Consider the following 13,127-nt stretch of genomic DNA (forward strand, 5'->3'; position numbering starts at 1 on the left):
AACATCGGTGCATTATTACGTGGTACAAAACGTGAAGAAATCGAACGTGGTCAAGTATTAGCGAAACCGGGTTCAATCACTCCACACACAGACTTCGAATCAGAAGTATACGTATTATCAAAAGAAGAAGGTGGTCGTCATACTCCATTCTTCAAAGGTTACCGTCCACAATTCTATTTCCGTACAACTGACGTAACAGGTACAATCGAGTTACCGGAAGGCGTAGAAATGGTAATGCCGGGCGATAACATCAAAATGACAGTAAGCTTAATCCACCCAATCGCGATGGACCAAGGTTTACGTTTTGCGATTCGTGAAGGCGGCCGTACAGTAGGTGCAGGCGTAGTAGCACGTATCATCAAATAATCCGCTTTGAATTAAAAGCAGAAAAAGGCATATCTTCGGGTATGCCTTTTTTGTTTTGGAGCTATGATTTAACGCTGAAATGAGATTGGTAAGCTTGTTGAATCGTGGTTGATGAGCTTATCGAAGCACGGTTGGTGAGCCTGTCGAACCACAAGGCATTTCAACAACTACACAAGACTTACGTTTCGACAGGCTCAACGACCGTCTTGTGCAACTGCTACATAATATCGGAAAAAGAGCCGCAGAGCGGCTCAGATTAGGAACCCTATACACGGTCGTATAGGGTAGGTTCACAGATTAAGGATGGGATTAAGCGTTAATATTGGCTTTCAAGAAAGAAAGTAACTGCTCTTTAGCAATCATCTGTTTTTCGCCGGTGCGGCGGTTTTTATATTCAATCTCGCCGTTTTCAAGGTTTTTCTCGCCAATAACCACCATATGCGGTACGCCGATCAATTCCATATCCGCAAACATCACACCCGGGCGTTCTTTGCGGTCATCAAAAATCACATCCACACCTTGTGCTTTTAAGGTTTTGTATAGATCTTCGGCGAAAGCTTGAACTTTTTCAGATTTGTGCATATTCATTGGCACGATTGCCACGGTAAACGGTGCAATTTCATCTGAAGGCCAAATAATACCGCGTTCATCGTGGTGCTGTTCAATTGCTGCAGCCACAACACGTGTAACCCCGATACCATAACAACCCATTGTCATAATTAAAGGTTTGCCGTCTTCGCCTTGCACGGTTGCCTTCATCGCTTCGGAATATTTTGTGCCTAATTGGAAAATATGCCCTACTTCAATACCACGTTTAATTTGTAGCACACCTTTACCGTCCGGGCTTGGATCGCCCTCAACCACATTACGTAAATCAAAGATTTCAGGGATAGCCGCATCACGTTCCCAGTTTACGTTGAAGTAGTGTTTACCATCAATGTTTGCACCACAACCAAAATCTGACATCAATGCCACTGAGCGGTCGATAATCGCAGGAATCGGTAAATTTACCACACCCAATGAACCTACGCCTGCACCGATTTTGGCTTTGATTTCCGCTTCATCAGCGAATTCAAGCGGATCTGCCACTAACGGATGTTTTTGTGCTTTGATTTCATTTAACTCGTGATCGCCACGAATCACTAATGCCACAAGCGGTTGTTCTTCTGTTGCACCTTTCACAATCAAGGTTTTTACCGTTTTTTCAATCGGTAAATTGAATTGTTCTACTAACTCATTGATAGTTTTCGCATTTGGCGTATCCACTAATTGCATTTCAGCGGTTGGTGCTTGACGTTCGCCCACAGCGACCGCTTCGGCTAACTCAATGTTTGCAGCAAAATCGCTTTCTGTTGAAAATACCACATCATCTTCGCCACTTGAAGCCAATACTTGGAACTCGTGTGAAGCCGAACCACCGATAGAACCGGTATCTGCTTGCACCGCACGGAAATCTAAGCCTAAACGAGTGAAGATGTTGCTGTACACTTGATACATCACATCATAGGTTTCTTGTAAGCTGGCTTTATCCATATGGAAAGAATAAGCGTCTTTCATAATAAATTCACGTGAACGCATTACGCCAAAACGAGGGCGAACTTCATCACGGAATTTAGTTTGAATTTGGTATAAGTTAAGCGGAAGCTGTTTATATGAAGAAACTTCACGGCGCACTAAATCCGTAATCACTTCTTCGTGTGTTGGGCCAAGTACAAAATCACGGTTACCACGGTCATTAAAGCGTAATAATTCTGGACCATATTGTTCCCAACGCCCCGACTCTTGCCATAATTCCGCAGGCTGAACAACCGGCATTAGCACCTCAATTGCACCGCCTTTGTTCATCTCTTCACGAACGATATTTTCCACTTTTTTCAACACTTTGATCCCTGTCGGCAACCAGTTATATAAGCCTGACGCCATCGGGCGGATCATACCGGCTCGTAACATAAGTTGGTGACTGACTACTTGTGCATCATTCGGGGTTTCTTTAAGGGTAGAAAAGAGATATTGACTTGTACGCATATTGTATCCTGTTTAATGTCAAAAAATTGGCGGTATTTTAGCATTAATTCCCACAAAGTGCGGTGAAAAATAAGGAAAATTTTGTGGTATGTTGCTCGACTTGCATAACAATCTTTCAAAAAACAGAAAGTGCGGTTATACTTAACCCCTATTTTCACTATCATTCGAGAGAACTTCCATGGAAGAATTTTTATCTCAAGCCGTCCCTTTCGCTAAAAACCATACCTTATTGGTCGGCGCGTGGGTCGCAATTTTTATTGCTACTATTTACACCTTTATCAAATCGGCTTTAAGTAAAGTAAAATTCGTATCAAATGCTGAAGCAACAGCCTTAATTAATACAAAAGATGCGGTTGTGATTGATTTGCGTACGATTGATGAATTTAAGCGCGGTCATATTGTGAACAGCTTACAATTCTTACCTACAGATATTAAAAATCACAATCTTGGCAAATTAGAACAGCACAAAGAAACCCCGATTATCTTAGTGGATACAAACGGTGTTGTTGCACGTTCATCTGCTGAAATTTTAGTAAAACAAGGATTCAGCCAAGTATATGCCTTAAATGAAGGCATTGCTGGCTGGAATGCGGCTAATTTACCACTCGTTAAATAAGGATTAATTATGTCAGAAGAAAACCAAGTGGCTCAAGAACAACAAGAACCTGTATTACAAATTCAACGTATTTATGTGAAAGACGTGTCTTTTGAAGCACCGAATCTACCCCATATTTTCCAACAAGAGTGGAAACCGAACTTAGCATTTAATCTCAGCACAGAAGCGAAACAGCTTGGCGAAGATTTATACGAAGTGACGTTACATCTTAATGTTGAAACCACACTGGAAGAAACAGGCGATTTAGCCTTTATTTGTGAAGTGAAACAAGCAGGTGTTTTTGCCATTAGCGGCTTAGAAGATATTCACATGGCACATGCTTTAACATCACGTTGCCCTGAAATGTTATTCCCATACGCCCGTGAATTGGTAGCAAGCTTAGTTAACCGTGGCACATTCCCGGCGTTAAATCTTGCACCGGTCAACTTTGACGCCCTCTTCCTTGAGCATATGCGCCGTGTCGAAGAAGAACAAGCGCAAGAATCGGCAGAACAACCGACATTAAATTAAAATTGAGCTCACGTTCTGCGTGAGCTTTTCTTTAGGATTTTAGGATAAAACATGACTCAAGCTGCAATGACGCCAATTACCGTGCTCGGTGCAGGCTCTTACGGCACTGCGCTTGCCATTGCATTTTCGCGCAATGGCTATCCCACCTATTTATGGGGACACAACCCTGATGAATGTCATCGCTTGCAGGCGGAACGGCAAAATGCACGGTTTTTGCCTGATATTCCTTTTCCTAATTCCCTTGAAATGATTGCCGACTTAGAAAGTGCGGTCAAAAAATCGCGAGATTTACTCATTGTCGTGCCAAGCCATGTATTTGGCGATGTCATTAAACAAATCAAACCATTTTTACGTACAGATCAACGCATTGCATGGGCAACCAAAGGATTAGAGCGCGATAAAGGGCGGCTGTTGCAATCGGTGATAGAAGATGAGTTGGGTTCCAATTACCCCCTTGCGGTCTTATCCGGCCCAACCTTTGCCAAAGAACTTGCTGCAGGTATGCCAACCGCCATTACCCTTGCCGCCAACGATTTAGCGTTTGCTCACGAACTACAAGCGCGTATTCATTGCAGTAAGCATTTCCGCGTCTATTTAAACCAAGATATGATCGGCGTGCAACTGGGGGGCGCGATTAAAAATGTCATTGCCATTGCAGCGGGTATGTCGGATGGTTTGGGCTTTGGGGCAAATGCACGTACGGCGTTAATTACGCGTGGTTTAGCTGAAATCAGCCGTTTAGGGGAAGCTTTGGGGGCAAATCCCCAAACCTTTATGGGCATGTCCGGATTAGGGGATCTTGTGTTAACTTGCACGGATAACCAATCGCGCAACCGCCGATTTGGTGTGGCACTTGGGCAAGGAAAATCCGCTCAAGAAGCGATGGATGAAATCGGGCAGGTGGTTGAAGGTTATTACAATACCAAAGAAACCATGGTGTTAGCGCAACGTCATGACGTAGAAATGCCCATTACGGAACAAATTTACCAAGCGTTATTTCATGGAAAAAATCCCCAAGAAATGGCGACCGCACTTTTAGGGCGCGCGCGTAAAGGGGAATAATGAGCGTATTTTAGGAGAACTTATGGCGATTGAAGTATGGAAAAAAATTCGTGATGAAGCGCAATGCTTAGTAGATAAAGAGCCGATGCTGGCAAGTTTCTTCCATTCCACGATTTTAAAACACAAAAATTTAGGTGGCGCACTGAGTTATATTTTAGCCAACAAACTGGCTACCGCGACCATGCCGGCGATTTCCTTGCGTGAAATTATTGAAGACGCCTACCAAGCGAAACCCAGCATTATCGAAAGTGCGGCCTGCGATATTCGCGCGGTGCGTCAGCGTGACCCTGCCGTGGATTTATGGTCAACGCCGCTGTTATATTTGAAAGGCTTCCACGCTTTACAAAGCTATCGTATTACCCATTATTTATGGGAAGATGATCGCCGTTCGTTAGCGATTTATTTGCAAAACCAAATTTCCGTTGCCTTTGATGTGGATATTCATCCGGCGGCACGTATTGGTTGTGGCATTATGTTTGACCATGCCACAGGCATTGTGGTGGGGGAAACTGCGGTGATTGAAAATGACGTGTCTATTTTACAAGGCGTTACGCTTGGTGGGACAGGAAAAGAAACAGGCGATCGCCATCCGAAAATTCGCGAAGGCGTCATGATTGGCGCGGGCGCAAAAATTCTCGGCAATATTGAAGTGGGCAAATACGCTAAAATTGGTGCCAATTCGGTGGTGTTACAACCTATTCCGGAACACGCCACTGCCGCAGGCGTACCCGCTCGCATTATCAGCAAAGATCATTCATCAAAACCCGCCTTTGATATGAACCAATATTTTATTGATGATGCGGCAATGCTGAATATTTAAGTAAAAAAGCGCGGTGAATTTTACAGGAGTTTTATATGCCAATTAACAAAGATACCAAACTGTGCATTTCAATTTCAGCACGTCCGAGCAACTTTGGGACAACCTTTCATAATTATTTGTACCAAAAATTAGGTTTGGACTTTATTTATAAAGCCTTTCAAGTGGACGATATTGAACAGGCGGTAAAAGGCGTGCGTGCGCTAGGTATTCGCGGTTGCGCGGTGTCAATGCCGCACAAAGAAAGTTGTATGGCGTTTGTGGATGAAATTTCCGAGTCAGCGGCGGCAATTCAGTCGGTGAATACCATTGTCAATGACAACGGCTATCTCAAAGCCTACAACACAGACTATATTGCCATTTATAAATTAATCGAAAAATATCAATTAGATAAAACGAAATCTGTCATTGTTTACGGTAGTGGCGGAATGGCAAAAGCGGTGGTGGCAGCGTTCAAAAACTCAGGTTTTAGCCACTTGAAAGTCTATGCCCGTAATGCAGAAACAGGCAAAAATCTCGCCGCACTTTATGGCTTTGAGTACATTTCAAGTCTTGAAAATCAACAAGCTGATATTTTGGTCAACGTTACGCCAATCGGCATGAAAGGCGGCAAAGATGAGTTTGAGTTAGCCTTTCCCGAAGCGTTGATTAAGGCGGCAGAAACTGCGTTTGATGTAGTGGCAATGCCGGTGGAAACGCCTTTTATCAAATTGGCGGAACGTTTGAACAAACAAGTGATTTCAGGGGCGGAAGTGATTGTGTTACAAGCGGTGGAGCAGTTTGAACTTTATACCCATCAACGTCCAAGCGATGAGTTAGTGATTGAAGCAGGCGATGTTGCACGAGCGACAGTGCAGAAATAATTAAAGCTTGTTGATTCCCGGCATGGCAGAGCCATACCGGGTTACGCATAAATCAGCCCCTTTGGGGCTGAAAATTAGCGTGGCAAAGCCATACATCAACAAGCCTTAAAAAGCGCGGTCAAAAAATTTATTGATTTTTGACCGCGCTTTCATTTTATTTTGTGCTCTTAGCCATTAAGCTGCCAAGCAAATTTGGCGAGATTAAAGGCAATTGCCCACATAACTAAACCAATCATCCCATCTAAAATCCGCCAAGTCATTGGGCGTTTAAAGAGGGGAATAAGCAAACGTGCGCCATAGCCCAATGAGAAAAACCACAGCAAAGAAGTGCAAAGCGCACCAGCCAAGAAGAAAATTTTACTGTCTGCCGGAATGGTGCCGGCAATGCCACCGATAATGGCGAAGCAATCCAAATAAACGTGCGGATTGAGTAAGGTGATGGCAAGGGTTGTGGCAATGGCTTTCCACGTAGATTGCTGAACGCTGTTATCATCACTTAATTCTAAGGCGACATGACCTTGATAAGCAGAACGAAACGCGCGTGCGCCATAAACCGTTAAGAATAGTGTGCCGACAATAGCAAGTGCCACCGTTGCCACTTGGCTTTCGCTAATCATGGAACCCAGCCCTAAAACGCCAAGGGAAATCAAAATGAAATCACAGGCGAAACAGGTAAGAATAATGGGCAAAATATTGTTTTTTAATAACCCTTGTTTTAAGACAAAGGCATTTTGCGCGCCAATGGCGATAATTAAACCGCCACAAACAAGAAAGCCTTGAATAAAAAAATCCATTATTACCTCCATTTTGAAAAGTCGCCGAAATTATACCGCACTTTTTGTGTTTTTCCCTTTAAATCCGCTATGGTTCAGTAGTACACTAGGGGCAATTTTGATTAACCCAAAAAAGGGGGAACCATGAAACCTTATCTTATTGCGCCGTCAATTTTGTCTGCAGATTTAGCCCGTCTTGGCGAAGATGTGGCAAATGTGCTTGCGGCAGGGGCGGATGTCATTCATTTTGATGTGATGGATAATCATTACGTGCCTAATTTGACCTTTGGCGCGCCTGTGTGTAAAGCGTTACGCGACTACGGTATTACCGCGCCTATTGATGTGCATTTAATGGCAACGCCGGTGGATAGTTTGGTGGTGGATTTTGCCAAAGCTGGGGCAAGTTCAATTACCTTTCATGCGGAAGCCAGCCAACATATCGATCGCACATTGCAATTAATTCGTGCGCAAGGTTGCCAAGCGGGTTTAGTTTTTAACCCTGCCACGCCATTGAGTTATTTGGATTATGTGATGGATAAGGTGGATATAATTTTATTAATGTCCGTCAATCCTGGTTTTGGCGGACAATCTTTTATTCCTGCAACATTGGAAAAATTACGCCAAGTTCGTCAGCGTATTGACGCCGGCGGTTATGATATTCGCTTAGAAATTGATGGTGGCGTGAAAGTGAATAATATCGCAGAAATTGCCGCTGCCGGCGCGGATATGTTTGTGGCGGGTTCTGCCATTTTTGATGCGCCTGATTACAAAAAAGTGATCGATGAAATGCGCGCTGAATTAGCAAAAATAGAAAAATAGGAAGAAAAATGACCTCTCAATTTAAAGTAATTGGATTTGATTTAGACGGCACATTAGTCAACAGCTTACCCGATTTAGCCTTGTCCGTTAACTCTGCTTTAGCGGAATTTGATTTGCCTGCCGCGCCCGAAGAGTTAGTATTAACTTGGATTGGTAATGGCGCCGATGTGCTCATTAGCCGCGGTTTAGCTTGGGCGAGTGAACAAACGGGCAAAACCTTAAACGATGAGCAAATTGCGCAATTAAAAGCGCGTTTTAATCATTTTTATGGCGAAAATATTTGTAACGTCAGCCGTTTATATCCCAACGTGAAAGCCACCTTAGAAGCCTTAAAAGCCCAAGGTTTCAAATTAGCGGTTGTGACGAACAAGCCAACCCAACACGTTTTGCCTGTGTTAAAAGCCTTTGAAATTGATCATTTATTCGATGAAGCCTTAGGCGGACAGTCTTTGCCGGCCATTAAACCGCACCCGGGTCCGCTTTATTATTTATGCGGAAAATTTGGCGTATTGCCACATCAAATCTTGTTTGTGGGCGACTCACGCAATGACATTATTGCGGCCCATGCGGCTGGTTGCCCTGTGGTGGGGTTAACTTACGGTTATAACTACAATATTCCAATTAGCGAAAGCCATCCTGATTGGGTGTTTGATGATTTTGCAGAGATTCAAAAAATCCTGTAAAGTGCGGTCGGAAATTTAGCAATTTTAAAACAAAGAGAAAGAAATTATGACAAAACCAGTTGTTCTGAGCGGTGTTCAACCTAGTGGTGAGTTGACTATCGGTAACTACCTTGGCGCGCTTCGCCAATGGGTCAAAATGCAAGAAGATTACGAATGTTTATTTTGTATTGTAGATTTGCACGCAATTACGGTGCGCCAAGATCCGGCGGCATTGCGTAAAGCGACTTTAGATGTGCTGGCTTTATATTTGGCTTGTGGCATCGATCCTGAAAAAAGCACGATTTTTATTCAATCTCATGTGCCGGAACATACGCAGCTTTCATGGGTGCTAAATTGTTACACTTATTACGGCGAAATGGGACGAATGACCCAATTCAAAGATAAATCGAGCAAACACGCAGACAATATTAATGTGGGCTTGTTTACTTACCCTGTGTTGATGGCGGCGGATATTTTGCTTTACCAAGCTCATCAAGTGCCGGTAGGCGAAGATCAGCGTCAACATTTAGAAATTACCCGTGATATTGCGCAACGTTTTAACGCTATTTATGGTAACGAAGACGGCTCGAATCAACCCTTTGTTGTGCCTGAAGCCTTTATCCCGAAAGCGGGCGCGAAGATTATGGCATTGCAAGATCCAAGCAAGAAAATGTCAAAATCCGATGATAATCGCAATAATGTGATTACCTTATTGGAAGATCCAAAATCCGTAGAGAAAAAAATCAAACGCGCTTTAACGGATGGCGATGAACCGCCTGTGGTGCGTTATGACTTACAAAATAAAGCGGGCGTATCCAACTTGTTGGAAATGCTTTCTGTGATGACAGATAAGCCAATTGCGCAGTTAGAACAAGAGTTTGAAGGCAAAATGTACGGTCATTTAAAAGGCGCGGTGGCTGAAGAAACCGTGAAAATGTTAACCGCACTTCAAGAGCGTTTCTGGCAATATCGCAATGATGAAGCCTTGTTGCATCGTATTGCTGCAGAAGGGGCGAAAAAAGCCCGTGAGCGTGCGCAAGCAACCTTAAAAACCGTTTATGATGCGGTGGGATTCGTGGCAGCACAATAACGCGCTGCAGAAAAACAAAAATCTCGTTGATGTGTATTCAACGAGATTTTTTATTTATTTAAACATTAAAGATAACGTTTGCTGATCACTTTTAAGTTATCGTCTAATTCGTACACTAACGGCTGACCGGTTGGGATTTCTAAATCCATGATGTCTGCGTCAGAGATACCTTCAATGTGTTTTGCTAATGCACGTAATGAGTTACCGTGTGCAGTCACAAGAACACGTTTACCTGATAATAATGCCGGTGCGATTTGATCTTCCCAGAATGGTAAAACACGTTCTAAGGTAATTTTTAAGTTTTCTGCATTTGGTACAACGTCTGCCGGTAAGTGCGCATAACGGCGGTCGTTGTGTGCAGAGAATGGATCTTGTGGATCTAAATCCGGTGGTGAAATGTCGTAAGAACGGCGCCAGATGTGAACTTGTTCATCACCGTATTGTTCTGCCGTTGCTTTTTTGTCTAAACCTTGTAATGCACCGTAGTGACGTTCGTTTAAACGCCAGTTTTTCACTTGTGGAATCCACAATTGGTTAGATTCTTCTAACACGATGTTACAAGTTTTGATCGCACGTGTTAAAACAGAAGTGAAAGCGATGTCGAATTCAAAGCCTGCTTCTTTTAATTTTTGACCGGCAGATTTTGCTTCTTCGATGCCGCGCTCTGTTAAGTTAACATCGCGCCAACCTGTGAATAAGTTTTTTGCGTTCCATTCACTGAAACCGTGACGGATAAAGACTAATTGCATTGGAATACTCCTATGTTGATAAAATGAATTCAAAATTCACCGCACTTTATAGCAAAAAATAGGTAGCTTTGAAAGCAAAAAGCGAATGTTTCCTGATCTTGCGCAAAAATATGCTATATTTAGTGCTAAATTTTTAGGCGATATGAAAGGAATATTTCAATGCAGTTATCGAAAATGCGTAAATCTATGATGAAAGTCACCACCTTTTGTGGCGGGGCGATATTGGCATTTTCTGTGCAAGCTGGGGATTTAAACCAAATTCAAAAGCAAATTAAGCAGCAAGAGCAAAAAATTGCGGAACAAAAACGTGAACAAAATAAGCTGCAATCTACCTTGAAAAATCAAGAAAATAAAATTAATGACGTGGTAGGCAATTTGCGTGAGACGGAAACCAACTTAAAAGAAATAAAGAGAATTATCGCGGAAACCAATAAGCAAATTCAGCGTTTAGGGCAACAAGAAAAAGCGCAGAAAGCAAAATTAGCCAAACAGCTAGATGCTATTTATCGTTCGGGCAACCCGAATTCGGTGGTGGAGCATTTGCTTTCTGATGACGCGAGTAAAAATGATCGAATGATGGTTTATGCGAAACATATGAACCAAGCTCGTTTGAACTTATTGGCGGATTTAAAGGCAACCCGTGCGCAATTGGAAAATGAGAAAGCCGAATTAGCCAATCAGCAGAAATTACAGCAAACGCAACTTTCTGAGCATAAAAAACAACGTCAAGAATTACAAAAGGCCCAAAATGAGCGGCAAAGTACGTTAAATCAGATCAATAAAAATCTCGAGCGGGATCAGAATAAATTAAATACGCTGAAAGAAAATGAAAATGCCTTGCGTAATGAAATTGCTCGTGCGGCACAAGCGGCTGAGCAGCAAGAAAAACGCGAGCGCGAACAGTTGGCACAGAAAAAACAAGCAGAAGAAAAACGCACTAATCGCACTTATCAGCCAACGGAACAAGAGCAACAGCTTATTCGTTCAGGTGGCGGATTAGCAGGGAAATATCCGCGCCCTGTGAATGGTTCCATTTTAAATAGCTATGGTTCAACCCAAGTAGGGGAAGTGAAATGGAAAGGGATTGTGATTGCGGCACCGGCAGGGACAGCGGTTAAAGCTATTGCTGGTGGTCGCGTGATTTTAGCCAGTTGGCTAAGCGGTTATGGTCAAGTGGTGGTGATTGATCACGGTAAGGGCTATATGTCGCTTTATGGCTATAACCAAGCGGTTTTTGTGCGTTCGGGAGCGTTGGTCAATGCGGGGCAAAAAATCGCGGAAGTGGGCAATAGCGGCGGACAAGGTCGTTCCGCACTTTATTTTGAAATTCGCCGTCAAGGAAATGCGGTGAACCCGATGAATTGGTTACGTTAATGAAGATGAATAATTGTCAAAGTGCGGTGAAAATTTTCTTTGTTTTTTTGACCGCACTTTTTGCGGCGTCGGCTCAAGCACAAAGGGCGAAGCTTGCCATTGTAATTGATGATGTGGGGTATCATCCCAAAGAAGACGCCGCGATTTATGGGATGCCGAAAGAAATTTCGGTGGCGATTATTCCTTCCGCACCTTATGCACAACAACGCAATAATCAAGCAGTTGCTCAAGGGCGTGATATTTTGATCCATATGCCGATGCAACCTGTGAGCAATATTAAAATGGAAGAAGGTGGCTTGTCGGTGGGGATGTCCCCGCAGGAAGTGGCGCAACGGGTTCAGTTCGCTAAAAGTATTGTGAAAAACGCGATTGGCATGAACAATCACATGGGCAGTGCAGCTACCGCGGACGTGCCATTGATGACCGCTTTAATGCAAGAATTGCACCGTTATCATTTGTTCTTTTTAGATAGCCGAACCATCGGCAAAAGTGTGGCAGGCAAAATCGCGAAAGAGCACGGAGTACAATCTTTAGATCGACATATTTTTTTAGATGACAGCGATGTGTTAGCGGATGTTCAACGTCAATTTCAATTGGCGTTACAGTACGCGCAAAAGCACGGTGTGGCAATTGTCATTGGTCATCCGCGTAAAAATACCGTTGCGGTGTTACAAGCGGGGCTGGCACATTTGCCCGAGAATATTCAGCTGGTGAGTATGGGTAGTTTATGGCGTAATGAAAAAATTGTACCACCAAAACCGTTTATTTTGCTGTTTAGTGATTTAAGTGCACCCACTAATCGCGCGCCTTATGAAGCCGTGCCGTTATTGCGCGGTGTTCCACGATAAGTAAGAAAAAGAGGATAACTTATGGCAGATCCGCATATTCAATCGCCCATGGATTTTTTAGATAAACTCACCGTGGTGATTTATCGTTTGGGCTTCATGGTGGCTGCGGTGGGAATGGGATGTTTATTTGTGCCTTCTCAGCACGGCTATTTGATTTTATTAGTCGCGGCGACAATGTGCGCGTCTTCTTTGCATATTTATCTCAAACCTTTTCGTTTACTGCTTCAATTCGCGACCTGGATTGCTTTGTTGTGTCATTTGTTTGGCTTGCCTGAACTTGCCCTTGGTGGTGCATTGCTGACGCTAGGCGGTTTGTGCTTTAAAGAATATTTTTGTTTTCGAGTGCCAACCTTGAATTTTATGCCGATTTTTGTGGCGTTACTTTGGGTTAGTTTTGTGGCGGATATGGTGTTGCTACGGCAAGCGATGAGCATAATTTGCGCACTATTGCTGGTGGTGTTGTTTGTTCAAAAATGCCGTATGCCGTTGCATTTTGATATTGGCGATAAAATGAAGTATCAAATTTAAAACTCGTGTAAAATAGACCGCACTT

15 protein-coding genes are annotated in these 13,127 nt (G+C 43.3%); 12 read left to right on the forward strand and 3 right to left on the reverse strand.

Features of this window, described 5'->3' with window-relative positions; translation table 11 throughout:
• Positions 1–366: EF-Tu C-terminal domain-related protein (locus E7T07_RS00005; RefSeq protein ID WP_446651555.1), on the forward strand; the 366-nt coding region annotated here is incomplete at its 5' end.
• 309 nt (positions 367–675) lie between these two features.
• Here E7T07_RS00005 and proS read toward each other — a convergent pair.
• Positions 676–2,391 carry a proline--tRNA ligase gene (proS, locus tag E7T07_RS00010; RefSeq protein WP_135708899.1) on the reverse strand — a complete coding sequence of 572 codons (1,716 nt, stop codon included), beginning with the start codon at positions 2,389–2,391 and terminating at the stop codon, positions 676–678.
• 178 nt (positions 2,392–2,569) lie between these two features.
• On the opposite strand from proS, the gene E7T07_RS00015 reads away from it, so the two are divergent.
• The 5 genes from E7T07_RS00015 to E7T07_RS00035 are packed head-to-tail and all read left to right on the forward strand — an operon-like array spanning position 2,570 to position 6,259.
• Positions 2,570–3,007, forward strand: coding sequence for a rhodanese-like domain-containing protein (locus tag E7T07_RS00015; RefSeq protein WP_135708900.1), 438 nt, complete (start codon positions 2,570–2,572; stop codon positions 3,005–3,007).
• A 9-nt stretch (positions 3,008–3,016) separates the two neighbouring features.
• Positions 3,017–3,517 (forward strand): protein-export chaperone SecB, encoded by a 501-nt coding sequence (secB, locus tag E7T07_RS00020; RefSeq protein WP_135708901.1) that lies wholly within the window; start codon positions 3,017–3,019, stop codon positions 3,515–3,517.
• A gap of 51 nt (positions 3,518–3,568) precedes the next feature.
• The gene (gene gpsA / locus E7T07_RS00025; protein ID WP_135708902.1) at positions 3,569–4,579 is read left to right on the forward strand and encodes an NAD(P)H-dependent glycerol-3-phosphate dehydrogenase; all 1,011 of its coding nucleotides are present in this window, start codon (positions 3,569–3,571) and stop codon (positions 4,577–4,579) included.
• Between the two features lie 22 nt (positions 4,580–4,601).
• Positions 4,602–5,399: a serine O-acetyltransferase gene (cysE, locus tag E7T07_RS00030; protein ID WP_135708903.1), complete on the forward strand. Its 798-nt coding sequence runs from the start codon at positions 4,602–4,604 to the stop codon at positions 5,397–5,399.
• A 35-nt stretch (positions 5,400–5,434) separates the two neighbouring features.
• The gene (locus E7T07_RS00035) at positions 5,435–6,259 is read left to right on the forward strand and encodes a shikimate 5-dehydrogenase (protein ID WP_135708904.1); all 825 of its coding nucleotides are present in this window, start codon (positions 5,435–5,437) and stop codon (positions 6,257–6,259) included.
• A gap of 167 nt (positions 6,260–6,426) precedes the next feature.
• Here the strand turns inward: E7T07_RS00035 and E7T07_RS00040 are convergent, their stop codons facing one another.
• Positions 6,427–7,053, reverse strand: coding sequence for a LysE/ArgO family amino acid transporter (locus E7T07_RS00040; protein ID WP_135708905.1), 627 nt, complete (start codon positions 7,051–7,053; stop codon positions 6,427–6,429).
• A 123-nt stretch (positions 7,054–7,176) separates the two neighbouring features.
• On the opposite strand from E7T07_RS00040, the gene rpe reads away from it, so the two are divergent.
• From rpe to trpS, 3 genes are read left to right on the forward strand one after another with little or no spacing between them, the layout of a single operon-like run.
• Positions 7,177–7,851 carry a ribulose-phosphate 3-epimerase gene (gene rpe / locus E7T07_RS00045; RefSeq protein WP_135708906.1) on the forward strand — a complete coding sequence of 225 codons (675 nt, stop codon included), beginning with the start codon at positions 7,177–7,179 and terminating at the stop codon, positions 7,849–7,851.
• A gap of 8 nt (positions 7,852–7,859) precedes the next feature.
• Complete coding sequence (locus E7T07_RS00050) at positions 7,860–8,534, forward strand: phosphoglycolate phosphatase (protein WP_135708907.1); 675 nt, start codon at positions 7,860–7,862, stop codon at positions 8,532–8,534.
• A gap of 46 nt (positions 8,535–8,580) precedes the next feature.
• Positions 8,581–9,603: a tryptophan--tRNA ligase gene (gene trpS / locus E7T07_RS00055; RefSeq protein ID WP_135708908.1), complete on the forward strand. Its 1,023-nt coding sequence runs from the start codon at positions 8,581–8,583 to the stop codon at positions 9,601–9,603.
• Between the two features lie 65 nt (positions 9,604–9,668).
• On the opposite strand, the gene E7T07_RS00060 is transcribed toward trpS, so the two are convergent.
• Positions 9,669–10,352, reverse strand: coding sequence for a 2,3-diphosphoglycerate-dependent phosphoglycerate mutase (locus tag E7T07_RS00060; protein ID WP_135708909.1), 684 nt, complete (start codon positions 10,350–10,352; stop codon positions 9,669–9,671).
• 159 nt (positions 10,353–10,511) lie between these two features.
• Here E7T07_RS00060 and envC point away from each other — a divergent pair, with 159 nt between their 5' ends.
• The 3 genes from envC to E7T07_RS00075 are packed head-to-tail and all read left to right on the forward strand — an operon-like array spanning position 10,512 to position 13,102.
• Positions 10,512–11,726 (forward strand): murein hydrolase activator EnvC, encoded by a 1,215-nt coding sequence (gene envC, locus E7T07_RS00065; protein ID WP_135708910.1) that lies wholly within the window; start codon positions 10,512–10,514, stop codon positions 11,724–11,726.
• On the forward strand, positions 11,726–12,574 hold the full coding sequence (locus E7T07_RS00070) for a divergent polysaccharide deacetylase family protein (protein ID WP_135708911.1): 849 nt from the start codon (positions 11,726–11,728) through the stop codon (positions 12,572–12,574). Before envC ends, E7T07_RS00070 begins: the two co-directional genes overlap by 1 nt.
• A gap of 21 nt (positions 12,575–12,595) precedes the next feature.
• Positions 12,596–13,102 carry a DUF2301 domain-containing membrane protein gene (locus E7T07_RS00075; RefSeq protein WP_135708912.1) on the forward strand — a complete coding sequence of 169 codons (507 nt, stop codon included), beginning with the start codon at positions 12,596–12,598 and terminating at the stop codon, positions 13,100–13,102.
• Positions 13,103–13,127: the final 25 nt, after the last annotated feature.

Source organism: Actinobacillus porcinus, from assembly GCF_901764995.1.
Taxonomy (GTDB): domain Bacteria; phylum Pseudomonadota; class Gammaproteobacteria; order Enterobacterales; family Pasteurellaceae; genus Exercitatus; species Exercitatus porcinus.

What these genes read in the sequence shown, in the direction of transcription:
- E7T07_RS00040 (WP_135708905.1), bottom strand. Translation starts at nt 7,053, where the DNA reads ATGGATTTTTTTATTCAAGGCTTTCTTGTTTGTGGCGGTTTAATTATC.
- secB (WP_135708901.1), top strand. Translation starts at nt 3,017, where the DNA reads ATGTCAGAAGAAAACCAAGTGGCTCAAGAACAACAAGAACCTGTATTA.
- trpS (WP_135708908.1), top strand. Translation starts at nt 8,581, where the DNA reads ATGACAAAACCAGTTGTTCTGAGCGGTGTTCAACCTAGTGGTGAGTTG.
- rpe (WP_135708906.1), top strand. Translation starts at nt 7,177, where the DNA reads ATGAAACCTTATCTTATTGCGCCGTCAATTTTGTCTGCAGATTTAGCC.
- E7T07_RS00075 (WP_135708912.1), top strand. Translation starts at nt 12,596, where the DNA reads ATGGCAGATCCGCATATTCAATCGCCCATGGATTTTTTAGATAAACTC.
- E7T07_RS00060 (WP_135708909.1), bottom strand. Translation starts at nt 10,352, where the DNA reads ATGCAATTAGTCTTTATCCGTCACGGTTTCAGTGAATGGAACGCAAAA.
- cysE (WP_135708903.1), top strand. Translation starts at nt 4,602, where the DNA reads ATGGCGATTGAAGTATGGAAAAAAATTCGTGATGAAGCGCAATGCTTA.
- proS (WP_135708899.1), bottom strand. Translation starts at nt 2,391, where the DNA reads ATGCGTACAAGTCAATATCTCTTTTCTACCCTTAAAGAAACCCCGAAT.
- E7T07_RS00050 (WP_135708907.1), top strand. Translation starts at nt 7,860, where the DNA reads ATGACCTCTCAATTTAAAGTAATTGGATTTGATTTAGACGGCACATTA.
- E7T07_RS00070 (WP_135708911.1), top strand. Translation starts at nt 11,726, where the DNA reads ATGAAGATGAATAATTGTCAAAGTGCGGTGAAAATTTTCTTTGTTTTT.
- gpsA (WP_135708902.1), top strand. Translation starts at nt 3,569, where the DNA reads ATGACTCAAGCTGCAATGACGCCAATTACCGTGCTCGGTGCAGGCTCT.
- envC (WP_135708910.1), top strand. Translation starts at nt 10,512, where the DNA reads ATGCAGTTATCGAAAATGCGTAAATCTATGATGAAAGTCACCACCTTT.
- E7T07_RS00015 (WP_135708900.1), top strand. Translation starts at nt 2,570, where the DNA reads ATGGAAGAATTTTTATCTCAAGCCGTCCCTTTCGCTAAAAACCATACC.
- E7T07_RS00035 (WP_135708904.1), top strand. Translation starts at nt 5,435, where the DNA reads ATGCCAATTAACAAAGATACCAAACTGTGCATTTCAATTTCAGCACGT.